Origin of the sequence: Microcoleus sp. Pol12A5, assembly GCF_036701435.1 — a bacterium.
In the GTDB taxonomy this organism is placed as follows: domain Bacteria; phylum Cyanobacteriota; class Cyanobacteriia; order Cyanobacteriales; family Microcoleaceae; genus Microcoleus.
The window spans coordinates 42,686-68,375 of record NZ_JAUBQU010000024.1 but is presented as its reverse complement, the minus strand read 5'-3'; the positions used below and the strand labels follow the sequence as shown (position 1 = coordinate 68,375).

Annotated in this window: 17 protein-coding genes; 3 read left to right on the top strand and 14 right to left on the bottom strand. The window is 48.0% G+C overall.

Annotated features, from left to right (window positions below):
• The coding region (locus QUA45_RS09345) for a DUF5117 domain-containing protein (RefSeq protein WP_333220405.1) at positions 1-1,097 on the bottom strand (1,097 nt) is incomplete at its 3' end.
• A 106-nt stretch (positions 1,098-1,203) separates the two neighbouring features.
• Positions 1,204-4,719: a hypothetical protein gene (locus QUA45_RS09340; RefSeq protein ID WP_333220403.1), complete on the bottom strand. Its 3,516-nt coding sequence runs from the start codon at positions 4,717-4,719 to the stop codon at positions 1,204-1,206.
• Between the two features lie 638 nt (positions 4,720-5,357).
• On the opposite strand from QUA45_RS09340, the gene QUA45_RS09335 reads away from it, so the two are divergent.
• The 3 genes from QUA45_RS09335 to QUA45_RS09325 all read left to right on the top strand — a co-directional run bounded on the left by QUA45_RS09335 (position 5,358) and on the right by QUA45_RS09325 (position 10,420).
• Complete coding sequence (locus QUA45_RS09335; RefSeq protein WP_333095759.1) at positions 5,358-5,582, top strand: hypothetical protein; 225 nt, start codon at positions 5,358-5,360, stop codon at positions 5,580-5,582.
• A 420-nt stretch (positions 5,583-6,002) separates the two neighbouring features.
• Positions 6,003-9,128: a phosphoenolpyruvate carboxylase gene (gene ppc / locus QUA45_RS09330; protein ID WP_333220401.1), complete on the top strand. Its 3,126-nt coding sequence runs from the start codon at positions 6,003-6,005 to the stop codon at positions 9,126-9,128.
• A gap of 137 nt (positions 9,129-9,265) precedes the next feature.
• The gene (locus tag QUA45_RS09325) at positions 9,266-10,420 is read left to right on the top strand and encodes a phosphodiester glycosidase family protein (protein WP_333220399.1); all 1,155 of its coding nucleotides are present in this window, start codon (positions 9,266-9,268) and stop codon (positions 10,418-10,420) included.
• Between the two features lie 144 nt (positions 10,421-10,564).
• Here the strand turns inward: QUA45_RS09325 and QUA45_RS09320 are convergent, their stop codons facing one another.
• The 12 genes from QUA45_RS09320 to ruvB form a co-directional block, all read right to left on the bottom strand.
• Positions 10,565-11,044: an HPP family protein gene (locus tag QUA45_RS09320; RefSeq protein ID WP_333220397.1), complete on the bottom strand. Its 480-nt coding sequence runs from the start codon at positions 11,042-11,044 to the stop codon at positions 10,565-10,567.
• 477 nt (positions 11,045-11,521) lie between these two features.
• Positions 11,522-12,088 (bottom strand): diheme cytochrome C, encoded by a 567-nt coding sequence (locus tag QUA45_RS09315; protein ID WP_333099608.1) that lies wholly within the window; start codon positions 12,086-12,088, stop codon positions 11,522-11,524.
• A 20-nt stretch (positions 12,089-12,108) separates the two neighbouring features.
• The gene (locus tag QUA45_RS09310; protein ID WP_333099609.1) at positions 12,109-13,017 is read right to left on the bottom strand and encodes an MBL fold metallo-hydrolase; all 909 of its coding nucleotides are present in this window, start codon (positions 13,015-13,017) and stop codon (positions 12,109-12,111) included.
• Positions 13,018-13,541: 524 nt separating this feature from the next.
• Positions 13,542-14,054, bottom strand: coding sequence for an inorganic diphosphatase (locus QUA45_RS09305; RefSeq protein ID WP_006634582.1), 513 nt, complete (start codon positions 14,052-14,054; stop codon positions 13,542-13,544).
• A 66-nt stretch (positions 14,055-14,120) separates the two neighbouring features.
• Positions 14,121-14,315, bottom strand: coding sequence for a hypothetical protein (locus tag QUA45_RS09300; protein ID WP_333099610.1), 195 nt, complete (start codon positions 14,313-14,315; stop codon positions 14,121-14,123).
• Positions 14,306-15,703 carry a serine/threonine-protein kinase gene (locus tag QUA45_RS09295; protein ID WP_333099611.1) on the bottom strand — a complete coding sequence of 466 codons (1,398 nt, stop codon included), beginning with the start codon at positions 15,701-15,703 and terminating at the stop codon, positions 14,306-14,308. Before QUA45_RS09295 ends, QUA45_RS09300 begins: the two co-directional genes overlap by 10 nt.
• A gap of 20 nt (positions 15,704-15,723) precedes the next feature.
• A complete protein-coding gene (locus QUA45_RS09290; protein WP_333099612.1) occupies positions 15,724-17,067 on the bottom strand; it encodes a serine/threonine-protein kinase in 1,344 nt (447 codons plus the stop codon).
• 160 nt (positions 17,068-17,227) lie between these two features.
• Positions 17,228-17,776: an inorganic pyrophosphatase gene (locus QUA45_RS09285; protein WP_333099613.1), complete on the bottom strand. Its 549-nt coding sequence runs from the start codon at positions 17,774-17,776 to the stop codon at positions 17,228-17,230.
• 453 nt (positions 17,777-18,229) lie between these two features.
• Entirely contained in the window at positions 18,230-21,412 is a 3,183-nt protein-coding gene (locus QUA45_RS09280; protein WP_333099614.1) for a GAF domain-containing protein, read from the bottom strand.
• A 603-nt stretch (positions 21,413-22,015) separates the two neighbouring features.
• On the bottom strand, positions 22,016-23,770 hold the full coding sequence (gene recN / locus QUA45_RS09275; RefSeq protein WP_333220395.1) for a DNA repair protein RecN: 1,755 nt from the start codon (positions 23,768-23,770) through the stop codon (positions 22,016-22,018).
• A 225-nt stretch (positions 23,771-23,995) separates the two neighbouring features.
• Entirely contained in the window at positions 23,996-24,568 is a 573-nt protein-coding gene (locus QUA45_RS09270; RefSeq protein ID WP_333099616.1) for a Uma2 family endonuclease, read from the bottom strand.
• Positions 24,569-24,571: 3 nt separating this feature from the next.
• Positions 24,572-25,669 carry a Holliday junction branch migration DNA helicase RuvB gene (ruvB, locus tag QUA45_RS09265; RefSeq protein ID WP_333099617.1) on the bottom strand — a complete coding sequence of 366 codons (1,098 nt, stop codon included), beginning with the start codon at positions 25,667-25,669 and terminating at the stop codon, positions 24,572-24,574.
• Positions 25,670-25,690: the final 21 nt, after the last annotated feature.

The window sequence follows — 25,690 nt, the reverse complement described above, 5'->3', positions numbered from 1 at the left end:
TCAGTAAAACCTGCCTTTTCAAAAGCTTTGTTCCACTCCAAAACGCCCTCGCGAATTGCGTTTCGGTATTCGGGAGGCACATTATTTTCAATCCAAAAGACGATCGGCTGTACCGGAGGCGACATCGGCGCTGTCGGGATTTGCTTTTGCAAATGCCAGCGATTAATATAGCGCACAAAAGGCTCCCGGCTGCTCTTGTCAGAAAAGTCCTTATATGCTGTAAGAAAATAGCCCACTCGCTCGTCCGCCAGTCTGGGGCGGTAGCCGTTATTTAGCGGCACTTCCGAGAAACTGTAATGAATGCGGAGGTTAAAAGCCCGACTGTCAGGAACCGAAGGTAAATAGTTAACTTGACTGTCATTATCGCTAGAAAAACCATAGACAGAAGCAATCTCCACATTCAGTGGAAACGCTTTAACATCTTTAAAAGAAGACTTGTCTGCATCGATCGAGTACGAAGCGCCCAAAATCATCGGCAAAATCGCTTTTACCCCTGGTAAATCGCGTTTTTCGCTCATTAGCAAATCTCCTAAATCGATTAGCAGAGTTTGTTTTTGCGGATGAATGCTTTTGAGAGGCAAAGAATAGAGAATCGAATCGCTAAATCCCCGTGCTACCGAACCTGCTTGCGGATCGCCCGGAGTTGTGCGAAAATTTACATTTGGTATCACAAACTGCACGTTATTTTGGACGCGCCGCAGTTGAAACAAGAAATCGCCGAGCGGCATTCCGCTCAAAATGCCCGATTCTCCCAAACCCGATGCCAATGTCACAAAGCAGAGGAACTTTTTGTTGAGTTGTTCCGGTTTAATTTCCAGATATACTTTATCAGTGGCTTGATTGCGGTAAAGAGTAAATAATCCCTCTAACTGTTGTGCGTCTTTAACCACCTGTTCAAAAGGTGCCAGAGTTGGCTGTTCGCTACTTTGTTCGTTGCTGGGCGGCCCAGAGGATAAAGCTAAAGGTAAAAAGAAACCTTTATACAAACTGAAGCAGAAAAATGCTAAAGATAATATAAAAAATATCAAAGGCAGATTTTTTCTAGGATTTTTTATCTGTGTATTTTGGCTATTTTCAGGAAATATCAATCTTTTCATTTTCAGTATTTAGCCGCCGGAAAGAATAGTTTTGAGATCGTCGCGCAGCACTCGCCACGCTGGATCCCTTTAACTTCTAAAATAACTCAAAACTCAAAAGTCAAAACTACTGTTGCGCCGGCCAGGGAATCATGGGATCTTGAGCCAACCGCTTAGACACTGCAACTGCACCGTAACGGTTGAGGTGGCTGGGGTCGGAAAAAGATTCCCGCGCCTGCGGCCACAATAAACTCTTATCTAGGAAAATTAGTCCGCTTTGGGCTGCTAATTCTTGCATATATTGCCGGAATTCTTGTTCGTAACCTGTCCGCACCGGATCTAAATAATCTTCAGTCAGAGGCATATTTACAAACACGAGATTGATGTTGCGAACCTTGGTAAATTCGATAAGATTTTTGAGTGCTAGAGCTTGTTCGCCAATCAATTTAAAATTTTGATAATCGGAGTCGTAATAACCAGATACTTTCGGGTGCTTCTGAAAGTATGTTTCGGGATTGAAGCGTATATCGATCGGCAAAAAGCCATTTGGTTGATACTCGCTGACTGGTTTACTCGCACCGGTTGGCTGGGCATTTTCCGTTGTTTGTTCGCCCAGGGCTGCGGTTTGGGGGCTGTCGGTTGCAACAGGAGCTGATGGATTAACGATCGATCGCAAAAACCCTTTAAGTCGATCGCGCTTTTTATAAATTGCAGAACCCTCAACCAACTTCTGACTCACCAATTGCTGAACGTTAGCTTGAGTTTGTCCCAAATTGTTTACCAATTCAGTGGCAGTCGCCACCGGATTGTTGGCGCTTTCGTTCGATGTTTCGGATTCTAATTGATTGGTGCGGATCAGAAAACTACCTCGGCTCAATTGCCTGTAACCTTCCGAAGAAGCGATCGCACTAAAAGTCAAATCCGGCCGCCCGCTGTTGAGAGCCCTCGCCCCGTCCGCCAACACCAGCAATTTTGGCAGTTGTTGCGGCGGCAAAATCCGGCGGACGATCGAATCTACAACCTGCAGAGTAGCTCCATTCACTCCAAAATTGTAAGCCGTCAGCCCCGGGTAGCCCGAAGCTGCCAAAGCTGTTTCCAACACCGCCGGGTCGATGCCCCGCAGCGCCCTCGAACTACCGACAATTAAAATATCCGGCGGTTTTTTGTGCAGGTGGATGTACTCTTGATAGCGCGCTATCTGGTCGTCAAGCTGCTCGCTCCTCAAAGTCGGGAACACCGGAGGAGCAGAAACATCAGCTACAGGAACGCTAGTATTTCCCGGTTTCGTAAACCCAGAACCATTGAAAGCCTCTTGCTGGTTCGCCGACGGCGACGGCTGCAACGGAATTTGAGGCAAATTCACCTCATCAGCAGGGGGAATGGGGTTCGGCGTTTCCTTCGGAAGTGAGGCTGTAACGTCGCCCAAAGCCTTGGGAGCTGAATTTTGACAGTTGGGCCCTCTGCAAACTTCGGAAGCGCTAGGAGCTTGACTGACAGTCGCAGATTGCAGAAATAAACCCAGCAGCCAATCGGTATTGAAAGTCAGCAGACAGCCGGCGATCGCCCAAATCAAAGCCATGCCGGCCGCGCGATCGGCTCTCACGCCCCCCGGCGCAGCAGCATTTGTTGACAAACCATCGTTGGGAACAAACAAACCCGAAGCGACAAGCGGTTGCACCGCAGCTTGAACGAATTGCTCGCCCAGATTGTATCCGGGGAGTCTGATTTTGAAGCGGGGCCGCCAGGAGTTGGGCATCGGAGCATCGAACACCAAGTTGTCGCCCAAACCCGAAAAACTCCCATCCTCGGCCGGCGCAAACTCCGGCATCGGTTCCTTTTGCAACACAGCCACTTGGGAGGGAGCCGGTGCGGGTGCCGCTGATTCCTCGTTAACAGCCGTTCTGAGGTCGATTGCGTAGCGCCACAGGGGCAGTTTCTGGCCGGCGCGCCGTCCGTAGACTCGCACCCCTGCCACTCCCGGAATTTGTAAGTGCCGTAAAAATTTCGCCACCGGCGGGCCTACCTTCGACTGAGAAGGGCAAGTCAGAGCTTCTGTCATGACGTGCAGCACGTTGGCTTTTTGCAGCACGACAGCCCGAATCCCTCCTGTTTCCAGCTTGCGTCTGAGATTGGGGTTGAGCAACCTGTTCAATAAAAAAGTCAGAGCCAATTGGTCGCCCTCGACTGCCAGCGTTCTAGCGTTTGCAGCCAAGTCGGGGTGGTGGGCGGCAGGCAAGTCCACCCAGTCTATCCACACCGGGGACTCCGGCGCCGCCTGAGAGTCCTTGGCTGGTTCTACGCCGTAGATAGTAGCTGCGCGGATGCCTTGGGGCGCAAACGAGGCTAACAAAGGGGCGATCGCGTCGGTGGTTTGGTGCTTATCCGGGTATTCTTGCCGTTTAGGCTTTTGTCCTTTTTTGGCAGTTTTGCTGCAAAACAGGTGGAGGGTTGCTTCTTTGAGGGTAGCCCGCACTTCGACTCTCGATGCAGCCAAGTGTTGATTTAGCAGTTTGGCGATCGACTGTACGTCTCCCCACCTGGCCCATTCCTTGAGAATTTTGTCCGGCGAAGTCAAATCCACCCGCAGCAGCCAGTCCGGCTTCGCTTCGCCGCTGACTTGGCTGGCGATCGCGGCTTCCCGGAAATCCTCTAGTTGCAGTTTCCGCAGCCGGCCGGCGATGGGTTCGGCCAGCAATGAGGGGTCTGGGCTGTAAGCTGACTCGCACAGCACCAGCAGTCGGCGTTCCTTGGGCTTGATATTTTCCGGCGCATTCACCGGCAGGGTTTCCCGGCTGGTTTTGAGTTCTTTTTCGCGAATGCTTACTTTCACCGAAACTCCCATCGGGCCGAGGATTTCGCTGAGATAGCTGGCGATCGCATCTGGATAGCCCCGGCGCGCCAACGTTTCCGGCGAAACTGTCAATGTTCCACCGCGATCGCCCTCGCCTGAGTCAGCTTCGGGGGATTGAATCAAAGCCACCGCGCCACGGTTCGCTTTCTGCTGCGGGGGAACGGTCCAAGCGAAAGCTTCCCGCGTCGCAGCAGCCGAAGTGTCGATCGTCACGGGGGAAGTTTCAAAAGCTTCTGGGTATTGAATGCGGGAGGCTATCGGCAGACTTTCGGCGTCAAAATCCAGTTCTTCCCGTACTTGCGGCGGGTGGGCCGCTATTTCTACCGGTTTTGGTGTCTGTTTGAGTTTCTGGTTGTCATTCTTAAATTTGCCGAAAAATCCGCCTCTGTTAGGGCTTGCTGGCGGTTCGTCGGGGGAGATCGCTGGCGGCGGCGCTTCGGTAACTTTTGGTTCTGGTTGCTGTGGCTGTTGCTGTCGCTTGGGACTGCTGCAATCGAGCCGGACTGTCCAGTCATTTTGTCGGGAACCGATTTTGCGGCCGCACAGAAACAACTGGTAAATTTTAGGTCGATCGGGCAGCAGTCGCGTTAAATCAGTGTGTTCGAGGGCGTTGGTAAATCTCGCCGTCACCAATTCTTGAGACGGACACTGCGCTGCTTCGCACAAAATGTGCAGGTGATTTCCCCGCAAACGCGCTTGTACTTGAACTTCGGGAAGCCCTAAAGCTTCTTGCGCCCACTGCGACGCGCTCGATCGATTGTCTGCCAATATGCTCCCGTTCGCATTCAACATGAAACTCTAAATTTTGCCAAAGCTGGTTTTGTTTTCTAGAAATAGCACAGTTACAGATTTTACAGACAATTATTTGATTTGCCGAGGCTAACCGTTTTCTCTGGTTTAAGCCATGCTGGACTTAGTGTCTTGCCTTGTATCCCCTCGGCTTTGAGCCGTTGGGGAATATTTTTTTGATAGTACCTCGACATTTTGGCACAGATAGGTCCAACTTAAGCCAAGCAATAAGTTATTCGTCATTAGTCATATCGTTTCCGTTTGCATCCGAATAATAATTAGACCTCTCTCATGATTCTTGTGGAACAGGCATCCTGCCTGTTGAAGACTGGCTTTTCGGGAAATGTCTATTATTTTCCGACTGTAGTGCTGTGGTTTCGTCATGCTCCGCGGAGAGAGTCGCACGATGATCGATACCATTCGGGGAGTATCCGGATTTTATACAAAGCGTTTTTTCCGAGTGCGAGCTTAATATCTCGCGAGAAGATATTTATAGACTTGGCTGCGCGGGGACGATCGCTTGCAGGATATCATTCCGATGTCACCCGATTTGAGTTCAGAAGTCATTAGTCAGAAAGCAGCGGTCAAGATGATTATTTGCCTTGTAAACTGAGGATTACGGATTGACACAGGAGAAATTTATGCCGTCGGAAAACCAAGACTTGCTCAAAAATAAAACACCTAACAGTCCAAAGTTGCCAGTTCCCTCAGACATTTTATTGAGCTTGGTCGCCTTACCCATGCTAGGCGGGTTGGTGGTGGCTAAAGCTGCTGCTGAGTTTGTTGCGTCGATCGGCGTTGAAAGCGAAGAAGTCTTTCGGGGGTCGCGCCTCCCCGTGCTCAACTTTCCTCAATCACACGACTAGAAAGACCAAGGAAGGATGCTGCAGCTAGAAGTTTAATTTTTTGACCCCGCCTAAAAAGGCATACTAGCCCCCGACTCCTGTCGTGGAGAGATAAAAATTTTCGACCCTAGTTTAACTTCCCAGATTCATCTTTGGAGTAAATCTAAAATTGTTCGACTGAGCGCGACTCAACTGAGCGCTCGCCGAACGTCTCAGGCTGAGCGTCTAAAATCTAAAATCGCAAGTCAACTGATATGAAAGCTTGACAATAGGTACAATCTGTGGCCTAAGAATTAATCTTTCCTTATACTTTGTACATAAGTGCCTTCTACTTTCTACGTTGCAATAAGTTGTCTCAAATTTGACTGCAAACAAAAGTGTTTTAGGCGAAACTAAACCATACAATTTTCTTGACACCCGCAGCTATTGAGGAACAGCCCGATGAGTTCAGTCCTCCAGTCTTCAGAACAGGCTATTGATGCAACATCTATTTCCTATTCTCCCGCTTACTCAAAATCAGACCTGTTTCTGCGCAATCGCCTCAAAGTAGTAGAGGACTTGTGGGAATCGGTGCTGCGACAGGAGTGCGGGCAGGAATTGGTGGATTTGCTGCAACAAATGCGATCGGTCAATTCCGCCGAGGGACAGGCCACTCACTTTCGCGAGTCGAATGTCGTACAGCTAATTGAAAAGCTCGACCTTAACGCCGCCATCCGCGCCGCTCGGGCTTTTGCACTGTATTTCCAGTTAATCAACATAGTCGAACAGCACTACGAACAGCGAGACCAACAGTTAGCTTACACTAGCAGCAACGATGCTGGTGGGCGGATGTTTTCTAAGCTGCCAGGACAAGCAACGGATGCCCCCGATCGCCCGCGGCACAGGGAAGGCCCAGACCCCGCCCAAACGCCTCTGAGCAAGGCAGACAGCAGCGAGACGATCGCTCGAGATGCCGGCACTTTTCACCAACTTTTCCCGATGCTGCTGCGCTTGAACGTGCCCAGCCAGCAAATTCAGCGCTTGATCGATCAGTTAGACATCCGCTTGGTATTCACCGCTCACCCGACGGAAATTGTCCGCCACACGATCCGCACCAAGCAGCGGCGAATGGCGAAGATTCTCCAACAGCTAGACCAAGTTGACGAAAAATTTCAGGTGATCGGGGCCGACTCTCAAAGCCCCTACCCGGTGTCTTGCTGGGAAGCAGCAGGTCTCCAAGAGCAACTGATGGAAGAAATTCGCCTCTGGTGGCGCACTGACGAATTGCACCAGTTCAAGCCGACTGTGCTTGACGAGGTGGAGTACACTCTGCACTACTTTGAGGAAGTGCTGTTTGATGCTATTCCCGAACTCTACCACCGCTTAAAGCAAGCTCTGCACGCTTCTTACCCTTATCTGAAACCGCCGAGTTACAATTTTTGCAAGTTCGGTTCTTGGGTGGGTTCTGACAGGGACGGCAACCCTTCTGTGACTCCGAAAGTTACTTGGCAAACGGCTTGCTATCAGCGCCACTTGGTGCTAGAGAAGTACATCAGCGCGGTGAAACGGCTAAATGAACTGTTGAGTTTGTCGCTGCATTGGAGCGACGTGCTGCCGGAATTGCTCGAATCTCTCGATCGCGACAGATCGGAATTTCCGGAGGTTTACGAGCAGTGGGCGATCCGCTACCGCCAAGAACCTTATCGATTGAAGCTGGCTTACGTGCTGCAGCGGCTGGAAAATACGCGCGATCGTAATTGGCGGCTCTACAAAGGAGACGAGTTGCAGCGGGAACGCGAAGCTTTGTCGGAAAATCCCGGAATGACAGGCCTTTATCGATCGGGCGCTGAGTTTTTAGCCGAGCTGCAGCTCATCGAGCACAATTTAGTGGAAACAGGTTTGAGCTGTCGGGACTTGGAAAATCTGCTCTGCCAAGTAGAAATTTACGGGTTTAATTTGGCTTACCTAGATATTCGCCAAGAATCAACAGTACACTCCGACGCTTTGAGCGAAATTGCTGAATACTTGCAAATTTTGCCAAAGTCTTACAATCAAATGTCGGAAGGCGATCGAATTATTTGGCTGGCAACGGAACTGCAAACTCGCCGCCCTTTAATTCCAGCAGAATTACCCTTTTCTCCCAAAACTTGCGAGACGATCAATACCTTCCGAATATTGAGGCAAATGCACCAGGAGTTTGGTCCGGAAATTTGCCAAACATACGTGATCAGCATGAGTCACGATGTCAGCGATTTGCTGGCGGTTTTGTTGTTAGCAAAAGAAGCAGGACTTTACGACCCGGCGACTGGAATTAGCAGCTTTCAAGTAGTTCCTCTGTTTGAAACGGTGGAAGATTTGAAAAAAGCGCCTGCAGTAATGCAGCAGTTATTTGAATTACCGCTTTATATGGCTCTACTAACAGGAGGATACGCGCAGGAATTAGCGGAAAAAAGTGCAGAAAATATCCAAGGTTCAATTGAAACTCTCAAATTGCAAGAGGTGATGCTGGGCTATTCGGACAGCAATAAAGATTCGGGTTTCCTCAGCAGCAATTGGGAAATCCACAAAGCTCAAAAGGCTTTGCAAATGGTTGCGGAAAAATACAATGTAGAGTTGCGGATTTTTCACGGCCGAGGCGGTTCGGTAGGGCGCGGCGGCGGCCCTGCTTACAAGGCTATTTTGGCTCAGCCTGGAAAGAGTATTAGCGGGCGAATTAAAATTACTGAACAAGGCGAGGTTTTAGCTTCTAAATATTCTTTGCCGGAGTTGGCGCTTTACAATTTAGAAACGGTAGCGGCGGCGGTAATTCAAGCTAGTTTGCTGCACACTGGTTTCGATGGCATCGACCCTTGGAATGAGATTATGGAAGAGTTGTCGGTGAGATCGCGATCGCACTACCGCCATTTAATTTACGAACAGCCGGATTTAGTCGATTTCTTTCACCAAGTTACCCCGATTCAAGAAATCAGCCAGTTGCAGATTAGTTCTCGCCCGGCCCGGCGGGGTGGTAAAAAAGACATCAGCGGTTTGCGAGCAATTCCGTGGGTTTTTAGCTGGACTCAAAGCCGCTTTTTGCTGCCTTCTTGGTACGGTGTCGGCACAGCTTTGCAAGAGTTTTTGCTGGAGGAACCGGAAGAACACATGAAACTTTTACAGTATTTCTACTTGAAGTGGCCATTTTTTAGAATGGTAATTTCTAAGGTGGAAATGACTTTATCTAAGGTGGATTTGCAAATTGCAGAGCACTACGTGCGGGAGTTAGCTTTGCCGGCTGAAAAGGAGCGTTTTAAGGCTTTATTCGATCAAATTGCTGCCGAATTTCACTTGATTCGCGATTTGGTTTTAACGATTACCGGACACCAACGTTTATTGGATGGAGATCCGTCGCTGCAGCGTTCGGTGCAGTTGCGAAATGCGACGATTGTGCCTTTGGGTTTGTTGCAAGTTTCGCTGCTGAAACGCTTGCGGCAGCACGGTAGTGGCGGGGTTCCGGGGGTGATTCACTCGCGTTACAGCAAGGGTGAATTGTTGCGGGGAGCTCTGCTGACGATTAATGGCATTGCTGCAGGGATGCGGAATACCGGCTAGGGAAATAGTTTTGAGTTTTGAATTAGTGGTAAGGTGCGCTGCAGGCACCTTGCTACTGGTAGTTTCAGAATTGGCGCGATCGCCGATTGTAGTCACAGCCATAGAAAACTGTTCGCTATCCTAGCTGAGATTTTTTTATGTCTAAACGCAAACAGTCTGAAGGTTGTCGCCCGATACTGCGACGCACTTTTTTATTTTTAACGGGCATAGCTTTGGCGCGGGTTGCGGCTGACTATTTTGCGATCGCCCAAAACCGAGATAGTTTCTTGACTCTCATGGGTCAACTGTGGCAAAAGTCACTCGCTTTTTTATCAAGTATACAATCAAATCAACCTCCTCAACATCTGCCCAGCCATCCCGTTGTAAAATCAGGGAAAACTCCTCAAACTCTGTCCAGAAATCCCATAGTAAAATCGCCGCAAACTCCTCAACGAAATGCCGCCAATTATCCTTTTGTGCAGTCTCAACCTCAAATTATCAGACGTTCCGCTAAGCAAGCAAAACCTGTACAAGTCAGCAGTCAAAATGTAGGTGGCGCAAGTTTTTATCTCACAACTATTGACCTCGCCGATCCAGAAATTTACATCACAATTGGGTTAGCTAATAATGCAGATTTTGCAAATACTTCTAAAGTAACGCGGGGCGACGAACACTTTGAAAATATGGTGTCGCGTTACCGGGCTGCTGTTGTTGCTAACGGGACTTTTTTTGGTAAAGATGAGCAGAAATCTGTGCTGGGAAATATGGTGGCAGCGGGTAAGTTTCTTAAATACAGCCGATGGGAAAATTACGGCACGACTTTGGGGATTAAAGCGGGAAATGAATTGGAAATGGTGACGGCTAGAATCGAAGGTAAGCCGGATTGGAGTCAACATTGGTTTTCTCTGACTTGCGGACCGAGATTGGTTAAAGGAGGGAAAGTTTGGCTGTCTCCTTTATCGGAAGGTTTTAAAGATTCTCATGTTTTGGGTGTGGGTTCGAGAACGGCGATCGGCTTTCCGGCTTCGAGAGATAAGTTATTTTTGGTGACTTTTATTGATAGTTTGTCTTTGGAAGCAGAAGCTAAAGTTATGCAAGCGATCGGCTGTTTGGAAGCGATGAATTTGGACGGGGGCGCTTCGGTGGGTTTGGCTCATCAGGGGCAGGTTTTATTGCTACCGGGCCGGAATTTGACGAATGTGCTGGTGGTTTACGATCGCGAATATCGAGCGCCTGCTCAGTTAAAGGAGTCCTGGGAACGCTTTCAAAAGGGATCTCGACCTTTCCCCGATCCGTCCGTTTTTTTTGATTGATCTAGCACAAGGAAGTTCGGCAACCAAGCACGCCATCGGGATGTAACGGATGGAAAAAAGAAGTCCGATGGAAGTCAGAATTGAGGGAGCATCCCGATTTTGGGTAGTGCTCCCGAGGGAAGGATGAGAGAATTAGAGATAATGCTATAACCAGTGCTGGGGATAGGTCCTTTCTGCCGCTAAATTATTAAAGATGACGGCGCACAAGACCAAGATTATTGAGCCCTCAAAAGCAGGTGTTAGCAAAAATTTCCAGTCTGGTTTGGTCATCATGACAACTAAGGCAACTGCTCCCGAAGGCGGATGTAGAGTTCTGGTAATCTGCATAATTCCGATCGCACTAGAAACAGCCATTCCCATCGCCCAGGGAGAAGAACCGAGAAAATGCAGAATCATTAAACTGGTGAGAGCAGCTAAGAAATTGCCCCCAATGACATTCCGGGGTTGAGCCAAAGGGCTGTCAGGGACACCAAAGATGAGAACGCTGGTAGCGCCAAACGGAGCCATTAGTAAAGGAGAATTAGTTTTTACAGCAAGATAGGACGTTGCAGTAATTGCCAAAAAACTGCCAATCCAACTCCAAACAATATGCCGAGGATGAGGTCTGTCTACTGGGCAGGTCAATGCACACGAGCGCCATCTCCCAAAGGTTTTAAACCAATAACTTTCCCATTTCAGTCGAATTTTTTTACTGTCAATCATAAATTAGGTTACTTGATAACCAGACTTCTTAAATTGTCGGAACTAGCCTCCGGTAAAGTTAAGATATCATAACAATTGCTCAAAAAGTAGTTAAAGGCACAGATTTTTTACTTCTATGCTACTCAAGCTGCAGCTAACCACTCGCTTGGAACCCACTAGCAAGTTTGGTGGGTTTTTCAACAGACGTTATCGGCAGTCGCCCAACTTCACCCTGAGCCACCAGAGTTATTGATGAGGGTAAAGCGAGAGGTTATTTGTAAGGTGCGATGCCCAGTAAGCATGAATTGAAAGAGCGCACCCACACTTTGGATAAGTTTCTAGTTCAGAATGCGATCGCCCTTTTTTGGTTAGTGCGAGCGTCTCCCTCGCACTCAGATATAATTACGAATTTAATCTTCGTTACGGAGAGTTTTGCCACTCGGCGGTAAGCTTGCGGAAATTGTATTGAGACGCGCCGGGGTGACAAGTAACGCAACTGCTGATATTTGCGGGTTGTGGCAGTTTGACTTTGGGGTGCAGTGCTTTGAAATAGCGAGAACTGGCGACTCGGTAGGCGAGTTCTTCGTCTTTGGCTTGGGGACGAGAAAAAGTTTGCAGGTAGTTCCACACTAGGATGCGGGGCGGGTCTACTAGCAGTTTGATGGTTTGTCCGTAGTGTTGGGAATCTTGCAGCAATCTGCGCCAAGTTTCTGTAGGTAATACTTGGGGCGGTAAAGCAATGTGACAGGTGGCGCAGTTTTCTAGGTACAGTTGCTGTCCCAGTTGGTAGCGTTCGGGGATGCGATCGACTGTACCAGTATCATCGATCGAAGAAACCTGAGCCAGTCGTGCGGGAGTGTCAGAATAGGCAGTCTGAGCTGCAACCCATCCGCCGCAGGTACAACAAATTATTATCAATACTAGCAACGTTGAGTAAAGCCCCCGCAAGCCTACTCTGCGACGTTTGCGGGGTTTTTCCTGTTTCATAATTCTGAATTTATTTTTGGTTAAATCACTGGTATGCTCATGCCTTCGCGGGCTAAGCAGCTATTGGCGAAAACTGCCTGCACCTCTGCTTCTGTACGATCGAGAAAATTGTCGTCGTGACCCGGATCGTGGTGAAACATCACGATTTTTTTGACTCCAGCAGCTTTCGCTACTTCTACTCCTGCTTGCCAAGTCGAGTGTCCCCAGCCGACTTTCGGGGTTTTGAAGTTGTAATACTCTTCGTTGGTGTAGTTGGCGTCATAAATCAGCACGTCGGCGTTGCGAGCTAGGTGTACCACATTGTCGTCTAGGCGATCGGGAAAATGTTCGGTGTCGGTGCAGTACACGGCCGTGTGTCCCTCCCAGGTGACTCGATATCCGATCGCAGTGTTGGGATGGTTGAGCAATGCCGTTTCTATTTTCACATCGTCGAGTTCGAGAATATCCCCAGGCGTCAAATCGTTGAATTTGAGGTCTGACTGCATTACCTGGATGGGAACGGGAAAATTGGGGTGCAGCATTTGGTCGGCAAGACGGTGTTTGATGGTAGTGCCGTTGGGGGCGATCGCACCGTAAATGTGAAAGCAGTTCCCTGGGATAAAGGCGGGAGTAAAGAACGGAAACCCTTGAATATGATCCCAGTGAGTATGACTAAAAAACATATGGGCTTCCACTGGCATTTGCCGCAGCAGGTTGAGGCCGAGAACTCGCAGGCCCGTACCGCCGTCAAAGATCAGGCGTTTTTTACCCAAGCGCATTTCTACACAGGAGGTGTTACCTCCGTAGCGAAGTGTTTTAGTGCCGGGGGTGGCTATGCTGCCCCGCACGCCCCAAAACTGAACGACAAACTCGGTCAAAGGACTATTTTCCATTGTGGCTTTGCGATCGGAAGGCTGTGAATTAGGTAGAGAGGGTGCGGAATCTGGCATTTTTTTTAGTTTTGGCGGCAGGAACTTGGGAGTTGAAATCTTAGTTTTTAGTGTTTAGTTTTTAGTTTTTAGCAATCTGTACTATAGTCAAGCGCTTTATCAGCAAACCATCCGAGTGCCGAACACTTGGGCTGTTAGAATTCTCAACCTTACCGATTCGTGTAGGAGATGTCACGCTTGAGAGATTATTTTTTGCATCCTGCGGGCTGCCCGGCGTGTTCTGTGTTCTGAGATTAAGATAGCGCCGATCTATCTAAGTGTTAGGGTAAAATTTCCTCAAACGTAGAACGCATTCCCCTGGCGTATAATTTGCGCTTAATCTTACTCTAGGAGTAGTATTTTTTTCAAGATTGGGGCCGGGGTGGGGTTTTGAGGAATGCCGTTCCGGTGACTCGGCATTCACGACTGATTTGACCTTCTAGCTACCCGTTCCTCGACTGCATCCCTAGACGTGCAGCGGTCGCCTTAAGTTCGGCCTCCTGAGTTTTTAGTCGGGTTGTAGTCGAGGAGTGCGGGTTAGGGGCTTATTTGCGATCGGCTGCGATGCACTTTTCGACTAAGGGCATTACTTGATCGACATCTTGCCAACCCAGAATTTCGGTGACTTTTTTCTCCAAATTTTTGTAGGTTCTAAAAAATTCGGCTATTTCGTCCAAGCGGTGGGGGGCTACGTCTTTGAGGGACTTATAGTGAGCGTAGCGGGGGTCTTTGTCGGGAACGCACAACAGTTTTTCGTCCCTGTCGCCTCCGTCGATCATTTCTAGCATTCCGATCGGACGGGCTGCGATTATGCACCCTGGAAATGTGGGCTCATCCATCATTACCATGCCGTCGAGGGGGTCGCCATCATCGGCTAAGGTATTGGGTATGAAGCCGTAGTCGCACGGATATTGGACTGAGGAAGAAAGCACCCGATCGAGAGCAAAGGCTTGCAAGTCTTTATCAAATTCGTACTTGTTTTTGCTACCGGCGGTAATTTCGATGAGGACGTTGAGCAGTCCTGGTTTCGGCTGTGCCGGAATTAGCGATAAGTCCACAACAATATCTCCAAGTTAACAGATGATTGGGATGAGTGCTACTTGCCAAATCCCTTTGATAGCATTTTACGGGCGATCGGGGCCGACGGTTGCATGAGATTGACCGAAAGCGGACGGGGGCGATCGGGGTTGCACAATTTGAAGATGATGTTTGTGGGGTGTCCCGCCTGCGTGGCAAATACACCGGAAAGGCCCGACGCCCATCTCGCAGTTTGAGGGGGCTATGGTTTGAGAGGGCGAGGGAGATATTTTCAGAACCATTTCTTCTTTTTACCCTCTCTCAAAGTTATTTGAATTTTCAATCCCAACCACTGGCTTAGTTCTGTCGCTAACCACTCGATTTCTGCTTCACTTAGTCCCTGCTTCACTCCTAGTCGATATTTTTGGTTGCCGGCTTGAATAATCAACTGAGAACCACGGTCAAATTTTTGTTTGGTGTCACCCCTAGTGTCTTCAAATTCTTCAATTTCCAACTGACAAATATCCTGCTTGGGAGCTGGCTGGAAATGATTCCATCTCAGCCCCAGCAGATGGCTGCTATAGGATATTTGTTGGCGATCAATTACCAGATGTAATTCCCGAAATATTGCAAAGAGCGACATTACTCCAGCCGCCAGTAAAAAACTGCCTGATATCATCCTCAAAATCAATGGATTTATCGGACTTTGGTAATAATTAGTCCACAATGCGATACTCGCAGCAACCGCACCCGAAAGTATGGAAACCCAATCAAAAGCGAATCCATGCGGCGGAATTACAATCTCTATCAACCCCGAATTTTTTGTTAATTTAATATCGCTGCCTCGCGGCTGCACGGACATAATACTTTTGGATATCTCGCGGGGACTTGCGAGCAACTTCGATGCTTCCCCAGCCGAAGATAACCGTTTTTCCAAACTCGGTTCGGTCATCCACTCCAGCCAATCAATTAAATTAGGATTGAGGTACGTGGCTCGATCGGCAAATAGAATTTTTAAATCCTGCTGCGACAGTTCGGTGGGATGCAAACCCGTTACCAAATAAATTAAAGTCGCACCCAAACCGTACAAATCCGAAGCGGGAACGGAGCGCCCGCCAAATTGTTCCGGCGCCATATATCCGTAGGTTCCAACTACTGTAATCGTACCGCCAAATTTTGCAGCTTGGTTCTGCACCGAACCGAAATCAACTAAATAAACTTGTCCAATAGTGTGACCGGATCTGTTGTGCAGTAAAATATTGCTGGGTTTAATATCGCGGTGGATGACAGGGGGATTGCGCTCGTGCAAATAAATCAAAATTTCTAACAGCGATTTAGCTAATTCTTTTACCTCGCTTTCGCTAAAGTTACGGCCGGATAGCAAATGCTCTTCTAAAGTTTTTCCCCCTACATAAGTCTGTACCAAGGCAAATCCTTTATTGTCTGGTTCGTCTATTTCCAGGTAATCGAGGTAGCGGGGAATTGCTGGGTGAGAAAGTGTTTTTAAAGTTTCCGCTTCCCGTTCAAATAGCTTGATGTCTTGCCATTCAAAATCGCTGCCGAGGAAGAGCTGTTTGATGACAACTAATTCTTGAGTTTCCAAATCGCGAGCTAGCAGTGTTTGGCGACCAGTTTTTTTTCCCAGTTGCCGCTGCATTTCGTAGCGTTCTGCTAATATTTTGCCACTCATGTTTTTTCTATTAATTTAAATTAAAGTCCACTTTCTTTTTGATACCACCGGGCAAAAGACTTGCTACCTATACCCATTGACAGCCCTGCAATGAGCGATGGTGCCACAACTACAAAAATATAATCAGTCAATGAGGGTACATAACTAAACGTATCGTCCCAAGGGTCAAAAAAAAGAGACTCCAAACCGAGCGTCTTCATAAAGAGGATGCTTGTAAAAGTACAGATTGCCATACCTATCCCAGTTAAAACCTGTCGGTGAAGCTGGGGATTAGTTAGGGGAAAAAACCACGCGATCGTCACAAGTGAGATGATAATTCCGTTCTCCAAACCCAGCATTGCGCCGAGAAAAAAGCCGAGGATTCCTCCCGCAACTGTCCCCAGAATGGGCAACAGAAAGGTAGCGTAAAATGCTGCACAAATTCCTACAGCTATAGCTCCTGTCCCAGTGCTGTGCCAAATCGCAGTTGCGAACAACCTGCCGCTACTCACAATTTTCCCCATTCTCAATGTTTGGGAATATTTATGTATTTCCTGTGGTTTTTCTAGAACTTCTGTTGCTATTTGGACTGAAGCGGGACGGCGATCTAAACTGGGATGTGTCATCCACTTGAGCCAATTGGTAAAACCGGGACTGAGTTGAGTGAATTGCTCGAATTCGATCTGCAAATCTTTCTGCGGCAAGTCGGCTGGATGCTGCTTGGTAATTAAGGCGATTAATGTTGCTCCCAACCCGTACAAGTCGGAAGCGGGAACCGCCCTCCCGCCAAATTGTTCCGGCGGCATATAGCCGTAAGTTCCGACAACTGTGACTGTTTTTCCCTGTTGCGTGGCTAGGGTTTGAACTGCACCGAAATCTACGAGGTAGACTTCCCCGACGCTGTTACCCGATCGATTTTTAAGTAAAATATTGCTGGGTTTAATGTCGCGGTGAATCACTGGGGGCTGTCGCTGGTGCAGGTAGGCGAGGATGTCTAATAATGCTGTGGCTAATTGTTTGACTTCGCTTTCGCTGAAGGTGCGGCCGTCTGAAAGATATTCTTGTAGGGATTTGGCTTCGATGTAACTCTGAACTAGGGCGAATCCTTTGCGCTTGGGCGTGTCGATTTCAAAGGAGTCGAGATATCGGGGAATTGCCGGATGGGATAGGGATTTTAAGGTTTCGACTTCTCGCTCAAAAAGTTTTAAGTCTTCCCAGTTAAAGTCGCTGCTGAATGAGAGGAGTTTGACTACTACTTGCTGTTGGGTTTTTAAGTCGCGGGCGAGTAAAGTTTGCCGTCCTGCTTGCTTGCCGAGGCGCCGATCGCACTGATAGCGATCGGCTAATATTTCTTTTGACAAATCGCCGATGTTTTCTCCGCTCATGTTCTCTTGCCCTAGAACCGATTAAACCTAGTGTAGTTGACAAAAGTGCAATAATCGGAAAGGTTCGCGCTACAGCAAAAAACATTTTTTGTCAAAGAGTAACTGCCTTTAAGACCTAGCGATCGCGCACCATAAAGACCGGCCTGAGTTAAGGTTGAATTTAATTTTGGATTTGCTTGTAAATTGACTGCACTACGTCAAGCAGGCTCAAGACTTGCTGCCATTCGGGGGCATCGGGGTTGTAGCTTTTGGCGCGCTGAGTTTTCAAACTGTGGTGCAAGAGGGAAAGCAGCGCGTCTGGAGGCTGTAAGGAATTCTCCTCTTCATCTGCTGGGGTTTGGGCTGCATTTTCTTCGATATCTTCTTTAATTTTTTGTGCTCGATCGGCCAGGGCTAAAGATCTGCCTGCCAGGTTTTCCGGCATTTTGGGCTGTTCCGACAAAGACGCGCTGGTTAGTTCTACCAATAGTTGGCAGACTCGATCGACCCATTCGTGATCGTTTACTGAAAAGGAACCGGATTTGAACACTTGTCCGTCAGGTCTTTGCTGAATGCTTTGTACCTTCTGGATCAGAGGGATAGCCTTAACAGTGATGTTTTCCGGGATTCTGGGGATATCTGACAGGGAGCTCCGAGCAATCTCCAGCAATAGTTGGTAAACCTGATCTACCCACTCAACATCTCCCGATTGCGAATTCCAATTATTCATAACTGACGCTAGTGGTTTTCTATATCTAAGACTAGAACATTGACTATCTGCGAAGTCAGCTCTTTTTAGGAGCAGCTAACGCTATTAAGACTTACGCGGGCGGGGTGAGAAACCCGGTTTTTGAGCGGATGTTTCGTCGCCTTTCTCCAAGATTTTTCTCAGAAACCTGGTAACGCTGCTCCCAGTCCTAACTATTTTTAAGCGCTTCAAATAATAGAAGTGCTAAGTTTTTTGCGGTAGGTAGTGCGAAGGAAACACCTAGGGCGAAACCCCGCCATCTCGCTTGCAAATTCAAATCCGGTTATATAACCATAATACCTGTTGGAGCTTATTTACGATTACTTCAATAGGATATTTAGGTTAATTGGTGGTGAGATGGGAGGCGCACCCCCGATCGCGATCGCCCCCACCCCGAACCCTGGCACCACCACGAGGATTTGCTGTGGGCCACTGCTATTTTTCTGTGAGATTCCACACACCATCCCAGTTGAGTACATCTGAAAACCCATGCTGAAATAACATACAGCGATCGACGTGCAATTTAGCTGCTTTGTTTTTCGGGTCAACTTCCAGAACGGCGTTAAATTCGCTTTCAGCGTCTTTAAAGGCTTGCTTGGCTTTTGGTTCTAGGGCTTTCTTAAACTCGTTCAGCAGTTTTTTCACCCGATCGAGTCCCAGGTTTTCAAATTCTTCATCTAACATTTCTGCAACTGTCTCGCAGGCCCGACTTTTAATTTTCGCCTGCAATAGCTGCCTGATTTCGGCAGGTTTCAGCCGCTTGATTTGGGGATTTGACGGTTCTAAAATGTCTGCTTCCAACAGCTTTTTGACTTCGCCTTCTTGCAAGTATTTAATATCATCTGCTGATAGGGGCTTGATTTTTGCTTGCAGCAGCATTTTGGCTTCATCTTCCGAGAGGTTTTTGATGCCTTCCAATTTCAGCAGTTGGATTTCTGGCTGCAACAGTACGATGAGTTTGTCTGCTTCGGACAGGTTTTTCGGGTCGTACTCTGACAGCTTTTTCAGTTGATATAACAGGTTCCTTAGTTCGTGTTCCAACTGTTGCTCTACATTGTAGGACAGTTTCTTAATCTCTGCCTCTGGCATTTCGGCGACATCCTTTAAGATGTTTTTTACCTCACTTTCTGAGAGTCTTTGGCTAACTGGAGTTTTGTAATATTCGCGCCCCCTGGTGTAATGTTCTATCATTTGCTGCTGTGTTTCGGTTAGTGACTTGCCCACTGGTGAGTATCCCTCGCGGATGCCGACGAGTTCGTAAACGATTACGGGTTCGCTTTTGCCTTTGACAGTAATAAAGTCGAGTTCTCGCACGTACAGCCGATCGGCATAATCTCTGTAAGTATTGTCGCTGATGATCAAGTCGGTGCCGTACTGCTTGCTAGCGCCTTCCAAGCGAGAGGCGAGGTTTACGCCATCTCCGATCGAAGTCAATTCCATGCGTTTGCTACTACCGATGTTGCCGCTGACAACTTCATCAGAATGCACGCCCATACCGATGCCGATCGGCAATTCCCCATGTGCCATACGCTCTCGATTAAACTCAGCCAGTTTTTCCCGCATCTTCACTGCCGTTTGCATGGCGCACCAAGCATGATCCTCTAAGGGTGCTGGAGAGCCAAAAACTGCCATCAGAGCGTCACCGATGTATTTGTCGAGAGTCCCTCCGTACTCGAAGACGACATCTACCATCACTTCAAAATATTTGTTGAGCATCACTACCACTTCTTCGGCTTGCAATTTTTCCGTAAGTGTGGTATAGCTGCGAATGTCTGAGAACAGCACCGAAACGTTTTTGCGCTTACCGCCCAATCCATGATCCCCTGAAGCTAACAGCGCTTCGGCTACTTCTGGCGTCATGTAACGGTACATCAAGTTCTTGACTTGCTTGGCCTCGCTAATATCTTCCATGACGACTAACGCGCCGTTGACCTTGCTGGGGTCGGTAGCGTCGGTCATTGAATTAATCGAGAGATTGATACTCTGGGGTTCTCCTAGGCAGGATAGCAAAACTTGATCCGGGTAATACTGCTGGCGATCCTTATCGTCTTCTGGAGACAAAGACGCATCAAACCATTTGGCAAAATCGCCTTTTTCTAACTTAATTAACTCGCGCAAAGATTGACCTTCGGCTAATTCGGTATCGCTGTCACCCAGTAATAATTTTTTGGCACTAGGATTGGTCGCTACTATATTGCCTTTTTTATCTGTAGAAATCACGCCATTAGTCAGGGCGTGCAGCATATCTTTTTGTCTTTGTTCTTGCTGTTTGACTTCAGCAAACAGTTTGGCGTTTTGTAGGGCGACTCCTGCTTGGATGTTAAACACCTTCATAAATTCCATGTCGTTGCGATTGAAACTCGCTTTCCACTGATCGGGGGCGTGCGGCCAATCTTCCCGGTTGTAGGGGGGGTATTCTCCTTGTTGTCGTTTTTTATTAACTAACTGGGTGACGCCAATCAATTTTTGGTCTGAGTTAAACACTGGCATACAAAGCATACTGCAAGTGCGGTAGCCAGTTTGTTTGTCTATTTTTTTTGCATTTTCGGCCCGGGGGTCGTCGTATACATCAAAGGGAATCAACAGCGGTTCGCCGGATTGGGCGACGATGCCTGCAAAACCTGCTGTTCTGGGCATGCGAATTTCTTGAAGTTGACCTGTTGTAATCAGGATTTTCGTCCAGAGTTCGTCTTTATCTTCATCGATCAGCCACAGGGTGCTGCGATCGGCGTTCATCAGTTCTTGGGCCTGATCCATCACGCTTTTTAGGGTATCTTCTAAGTCTAGACTGCTCTTAGAAAGGGCGGTGACGGCATTGATCAGCGCCGTGGCGGCCCGTTGTTTTTGACTTGCTGCGTAGAATGATTTAGAAGATTCTAGAATTAGGCGAATCGACGGGGCAAATTCTCGAAAAACTTGTTCGTCTTCTTGAGTAAATCCTGCCTTGTCAATCTGTTCCTCTAAAATACCGTAATGTTCGTGGTTGGGCTTGAGTTTATTAATCAGTTGAACGACTGCTACTAACTCTCCTGTTTCTTCGTTGATCAGGGGCATCGCCAGCATTGTATAAGTGCGATACCCTGTTTCTTTGTCAGTTTTTTTTGCGTTAGTCGAGCGAGGGTCGTTATAAAAATCATAAGGAATGTTCACCACTTTTTTTTCTGTGGCTACTTCTCCCGCAATGCCCACATGGGCGGGGAATCGGAGTTCTAGACTTTTGCCATTTTCGTCTTTAGCGACGATCGCCCAGAGTTCATTCTTTTCTTCGTCTAATAAAAATATCGTGCTGCGAGCAGCATTCAGCAATTCCCCTGTTTTGAGGGTAATCGACTGCAACATTTCATTAAGGATGGCATCGAATCCCTGGCGGTCAAGGATATTGTCGAGCATTCCCAGGGTTTGATTGACAACCTTAAGTTTCTCTTCTACTTCCTTAACTACTACTGTGAAACTTTGCTTATTTAGGGGTGCCAGAACACTGGCGAAGCTTGGTTGGCTTTTGGCAAGTTGACTACTGTTAGAGGAATAGTGAGAAGGCTGTTCGTGATAAATTTTACCTACAACAGCGCCCTCTCTCTCGTTTTCCACTTCTGACACATTGGGAGATGCAGATTTCATAGACCTTTACAGAATCTTAAGCGTAAGGGTTTGTCTCTAAGCTAGGATAGCGGGGAAGTTCATTAGTTAGTCACTTGTCGCACAAAACTCAAGTATGTGTGAAAGTATTTCCCAGTTTACAGAACTCCGGCGACAGGGGAAGGTAAATTCAGTTTGCATGGCTTGCTGGTGAACTGTGGGTGCGACGATAACGCTGCTGTAGTGTTGGTGCACTCTTTTTAGAGAATGCGAATCTTGTTTAAATGGTTTATTAACTGATTTTGACATTGTGCGTGCCTGGTTTAAGTAGGTTCTACCGATCTAAGATCCGATCGCCCGCAGGAACAGGAATGCGTACTGGCGGGAGGACTGCTGAAAGAGGGGTGGCCTTGTGGGACTAGCTGCAATTGTGACACTACCAGTTGCTAGTGATGTGTGCCCTTCTCTACACAATTGTGGTTTTTAACTCGAATTTCTCTCTATTTTGCTGCTCTTAGCTTTCATCCCACTAAATTAACGGGGTTTTCAGCTTTTTTTGTAAAATTTGCGGTGGATATTTTTAGTGTAACCTCCGACTCTGAAAAAACTCCGCCTTTTAACCCCCCGATCGGCTTGAGGGTGCAATCAGGGTTGGGCTGACTGAGTTTGGCGCAATCCGGCTGCTTCGACAAGCAGGGATTCGGCGAAGGCGATTGCTTCTGTTGCTGAGCGGCCACTGGCGAGTTGGGCGAGTTCTTCCCGCCGCTGCTCGCTGTTGAGGGCGGCAACTCTGACTACTGTACGTTCGATTGGTTCGGAGTTGGCTGCGGGTTCCTCGATACTTGGTTCTGCTTCGATCGTCTGTTTGTTGACGCGAAAATGAAAATCAGCCATGGCGGCGATCAGCGGCTGGTGGGTGACGCAGAGAACTTGGTGTTTGTCCGAGAGTTGGTAGAGTTTTTTGGCGATCGCCCCGGCAACTCTCCCGGAGACTCCGGCGTCGATTTCGTCAAAAATCAGCGTACCGGCACTTTCTATTTGGGAAAAACAGGCTTTGATGGCAAGTAGAAAGCGGCTCATTTCTCCCCCGGAGGCGATCGCGCCTAGGGGTTGCAGAGGTTCGCCCGGATTGGGGCTGAAACAAAAGGCGATTTGGTCGGCACCGCTAGCGGTTGGGGTAGAAGGCGAGATCTCGACTTGAAATTGCACTTTTTCCATTGCTAACGGCTTAAGTTCTCCTACCAGGTGCGTTTCTAGTTTGAGGGCTGCTTCGCGCCGCAGGGTGGTGAGGTGGCTGCAAGCGTCTTTTAATTGCTCTAAAGCGGTCTGATATGCGAGTTCTAAGGCTTCCATTGACTCGCCTCCTTCTAAAAGTTCATTTAGTTCGTTTTGAATGCTTTGGTAGTAGGCGATCGCTTCTTTGAGCGGCCCGTATTTGCGGCAAATTTGTTTGAGTTCCCGAATCCGATCTTCTACTTCTTCGAGTCTTTCGGGATCTGCTTCTAATTGTTCGCCGTAGCTGCTAATTTGCCTGCTGGCTTCTGTGGCTTGAGCTAAAGCATCGCTGACCATTTCTAGGATTGGCTGCAACTGCACATCGTAAACCGCCATGTCGCTTAAAATTACTTCGGCTTTGCTCAACAAGTCGGCGGCTGATGGGCTGTCGCCGTCGTTTTGGTACAGGGCTTGGTGGACTTGGTAACTCTGCTGCTGCAATTCGACGACGTGGCCCAGCCGGATTGATTCGTGTTCTAGCTGTTCGAGTTCGTCGGCGTCTTCGATATGGGCTTCGCCGAGTTCTCGGACTTGGTATTCTAACAAATCAAGTCTTTGCAGTCGCTGCTGTTCCGACTGACGCCTGCGTTTGAGGGCTGTCTTGGCGTTGTTGGCGGCCAGCCACGCGGAGGCGACGATCGATCGCGCTTCAGTGAGCTTTTTGCCGCCGTATAAATCGAGCCATTCTCGCTGGAGGGTTTCTTGTCCGAGGTGGACGGTTTGGCCTTGGGCGGTAATTTCCACAAGCCGATCGCGCAGTTGATCCATTAACTGGCGGTTGACGAGAATTCCGTTCAGGCGGGATCTGGTGCGTAGAGCACCGCTCGATGCGTTAATTTCCCGGCTGCAAACGGCTAAATTTCCGTCTATGGGTTCGATTTCTTGCTCGCCCAGCCACAAAGCTGCGGCTTTGTCCAATTCAAAGGTAGCTTCCAATATTGCTCGCGCTGCTCCGGTGCGAATCGATCGGCGATCGACCTTGCCGCCCAACACTGCATCGATCGCATCTAGGATAATCGATTTACCAGCGCCGGTTTCCCCTGTAAATACGTTCAAACTCGGGCCAAATTCTAGATCCAGGCAGTCAATTAAGGCAAAGTTTTCTATTCTGAGGGATATTAACATGGGGAATTTGTTATTTATTATTTCATAATTAATCTTTCTTCCTTTCCCCCTTGGGGGGTAGGGCAGGGCAAACGCATCTTAATTCTGAAAGCTTTACGCTATCAGGGGTTCCATTTTTGGCAACTAAACTCAAATAATGACTGAAACCTTTATCCCGCAAGTATTCTAAAAATAAGATGCGTTTGCCCTTGTAGGGGGGGTTTCCTTCTTCATTTTTTTGATATTTTAACTTCCTAGTTTCAACCACCCAAACAAATCTCCTACCGTCAGCCGCAATTCTGCTGCCCAATCTGGAACTGGCAACAATTCTTCGGGTTTGGCTAAAAGTTCCGGTTGCTTTCCAGGGGGATAAATTAAGATTGAGCGCACCATCGGATCGATCGGCCAACCCATTTTAGTGCCGTTTTTCAGACAGTGTAAAATATTCCCAGTTACTTTAGTTTGACTCTGGCCAGGAGACAGAATTTCAATTGTCCAATCAGGGTAAGTTTCAAATACATTCGCAACATCCCTATTTTCATCAAGTGGTATTCTTTCCCAAGTAAATACTGTGACATCTGGCACGATTGATCTGCCGCCAAAAGTACACCGCAATTCAGGAAAAGCTAAGCCTATTTTCTGATTTTTAACTGCGACATTGATGGCGGGGACTAATTCACATTGAATCCGGCTATGTTTTCCTTGTGTCATAGGCTTTTGGATAATTTGACCGTTAATATATTCGCTAGCTGGTTCTGTTTCTGGCAGTTTTAGAAATTCTGACAAAGTTAGTGTTTTCGTTGGTTGTATCTGTACCATTTTTTACTCCTTTTCATCGAGTAAACCTAAGTGTTTCCAAGCAGCCGCTGTGGCAATTCTGCCCCGACTTGTCCGCTGCAAAAATCCGATTTGCATTAAATACGGTTCGTATACATCCTCAATTGTTTGAGAGTCTTCTCCTGTGGAAGCTGCGAGAGTTTCTAAACCCACCGGGCCGCCGTTAAAGTTTTCGATCATTGCTGTCAAAAGGCATCGATCGGTCCAATCCAAACCAAGCGGATCGACGTTGAACAGTTCGAGGGCGACTGAGGCAACTTCGCCATTAATTGGCTTTAATTTTTTGACTTCGCTGTAGTCTCTAACTCGTCGCAGCAAGCGGTTAGCGATCCGGGGGGTTCCGCGCGATCTGCGGGCAATTTCTGTGGCTCCTTCTGGGGTGATTTGAGTGTCGAGAACTTGGGCACTTCTTTGGACAATTAGACTAAGTTCGTCTATTTCGTAGTAGCGCAATCTTTGGATCAAGCCGAAGCGATCGCGCAATGGAGATGTCAGCGACCCAACTTTTGTGGTTGCTCCTACTAAGGTAAAGGGTTTCAGGGGAATGCTGCGAATTTTGGCGCTTTTGCCTTGACCGATCGTAATATCTAACCGACAGTCTTCCATCGCCGGATAGAGGATTTCTTCTGTAACTTTAGATAAACGGTGAATTTCGTCTATAAACAGCACGTCACCTGCTTTGAGGTTGATCAGCAATCCGACAATATCTCGCGGTTTTTCTAAAGCTGGGGCGGTGGTGATTTTGCATTCAACTTCCATTTCTGCTGCTAGAATTAGCGACATTGTGGTTTTTCCTAACCCTGGAGGCCCGTAGAGTAACAGGTGATCCATAGGTTCGCCGCGAGATTTAGCTGCTGCAATTGCGATCGCCAAAACTTCTCTCAAGTCTTTTTGCCCGATGTATTCAGCTAAGCGCTGGGGTCGGATTTTGTCGTCTTGTTTGCTATTGATTTCGTCGGGTAGTTCTTGCGCTTCTACCAGAGATTCCGCCTGGGGTTTGGCCACTTTTTTGCGACGGGCCGGGGCTATGTCTTCGGGTAGATTTTGGTCGGAGGGCTGTTGTTTGGAGGAGATAATAGCCATATTTATCTGCGATCGGGCAGC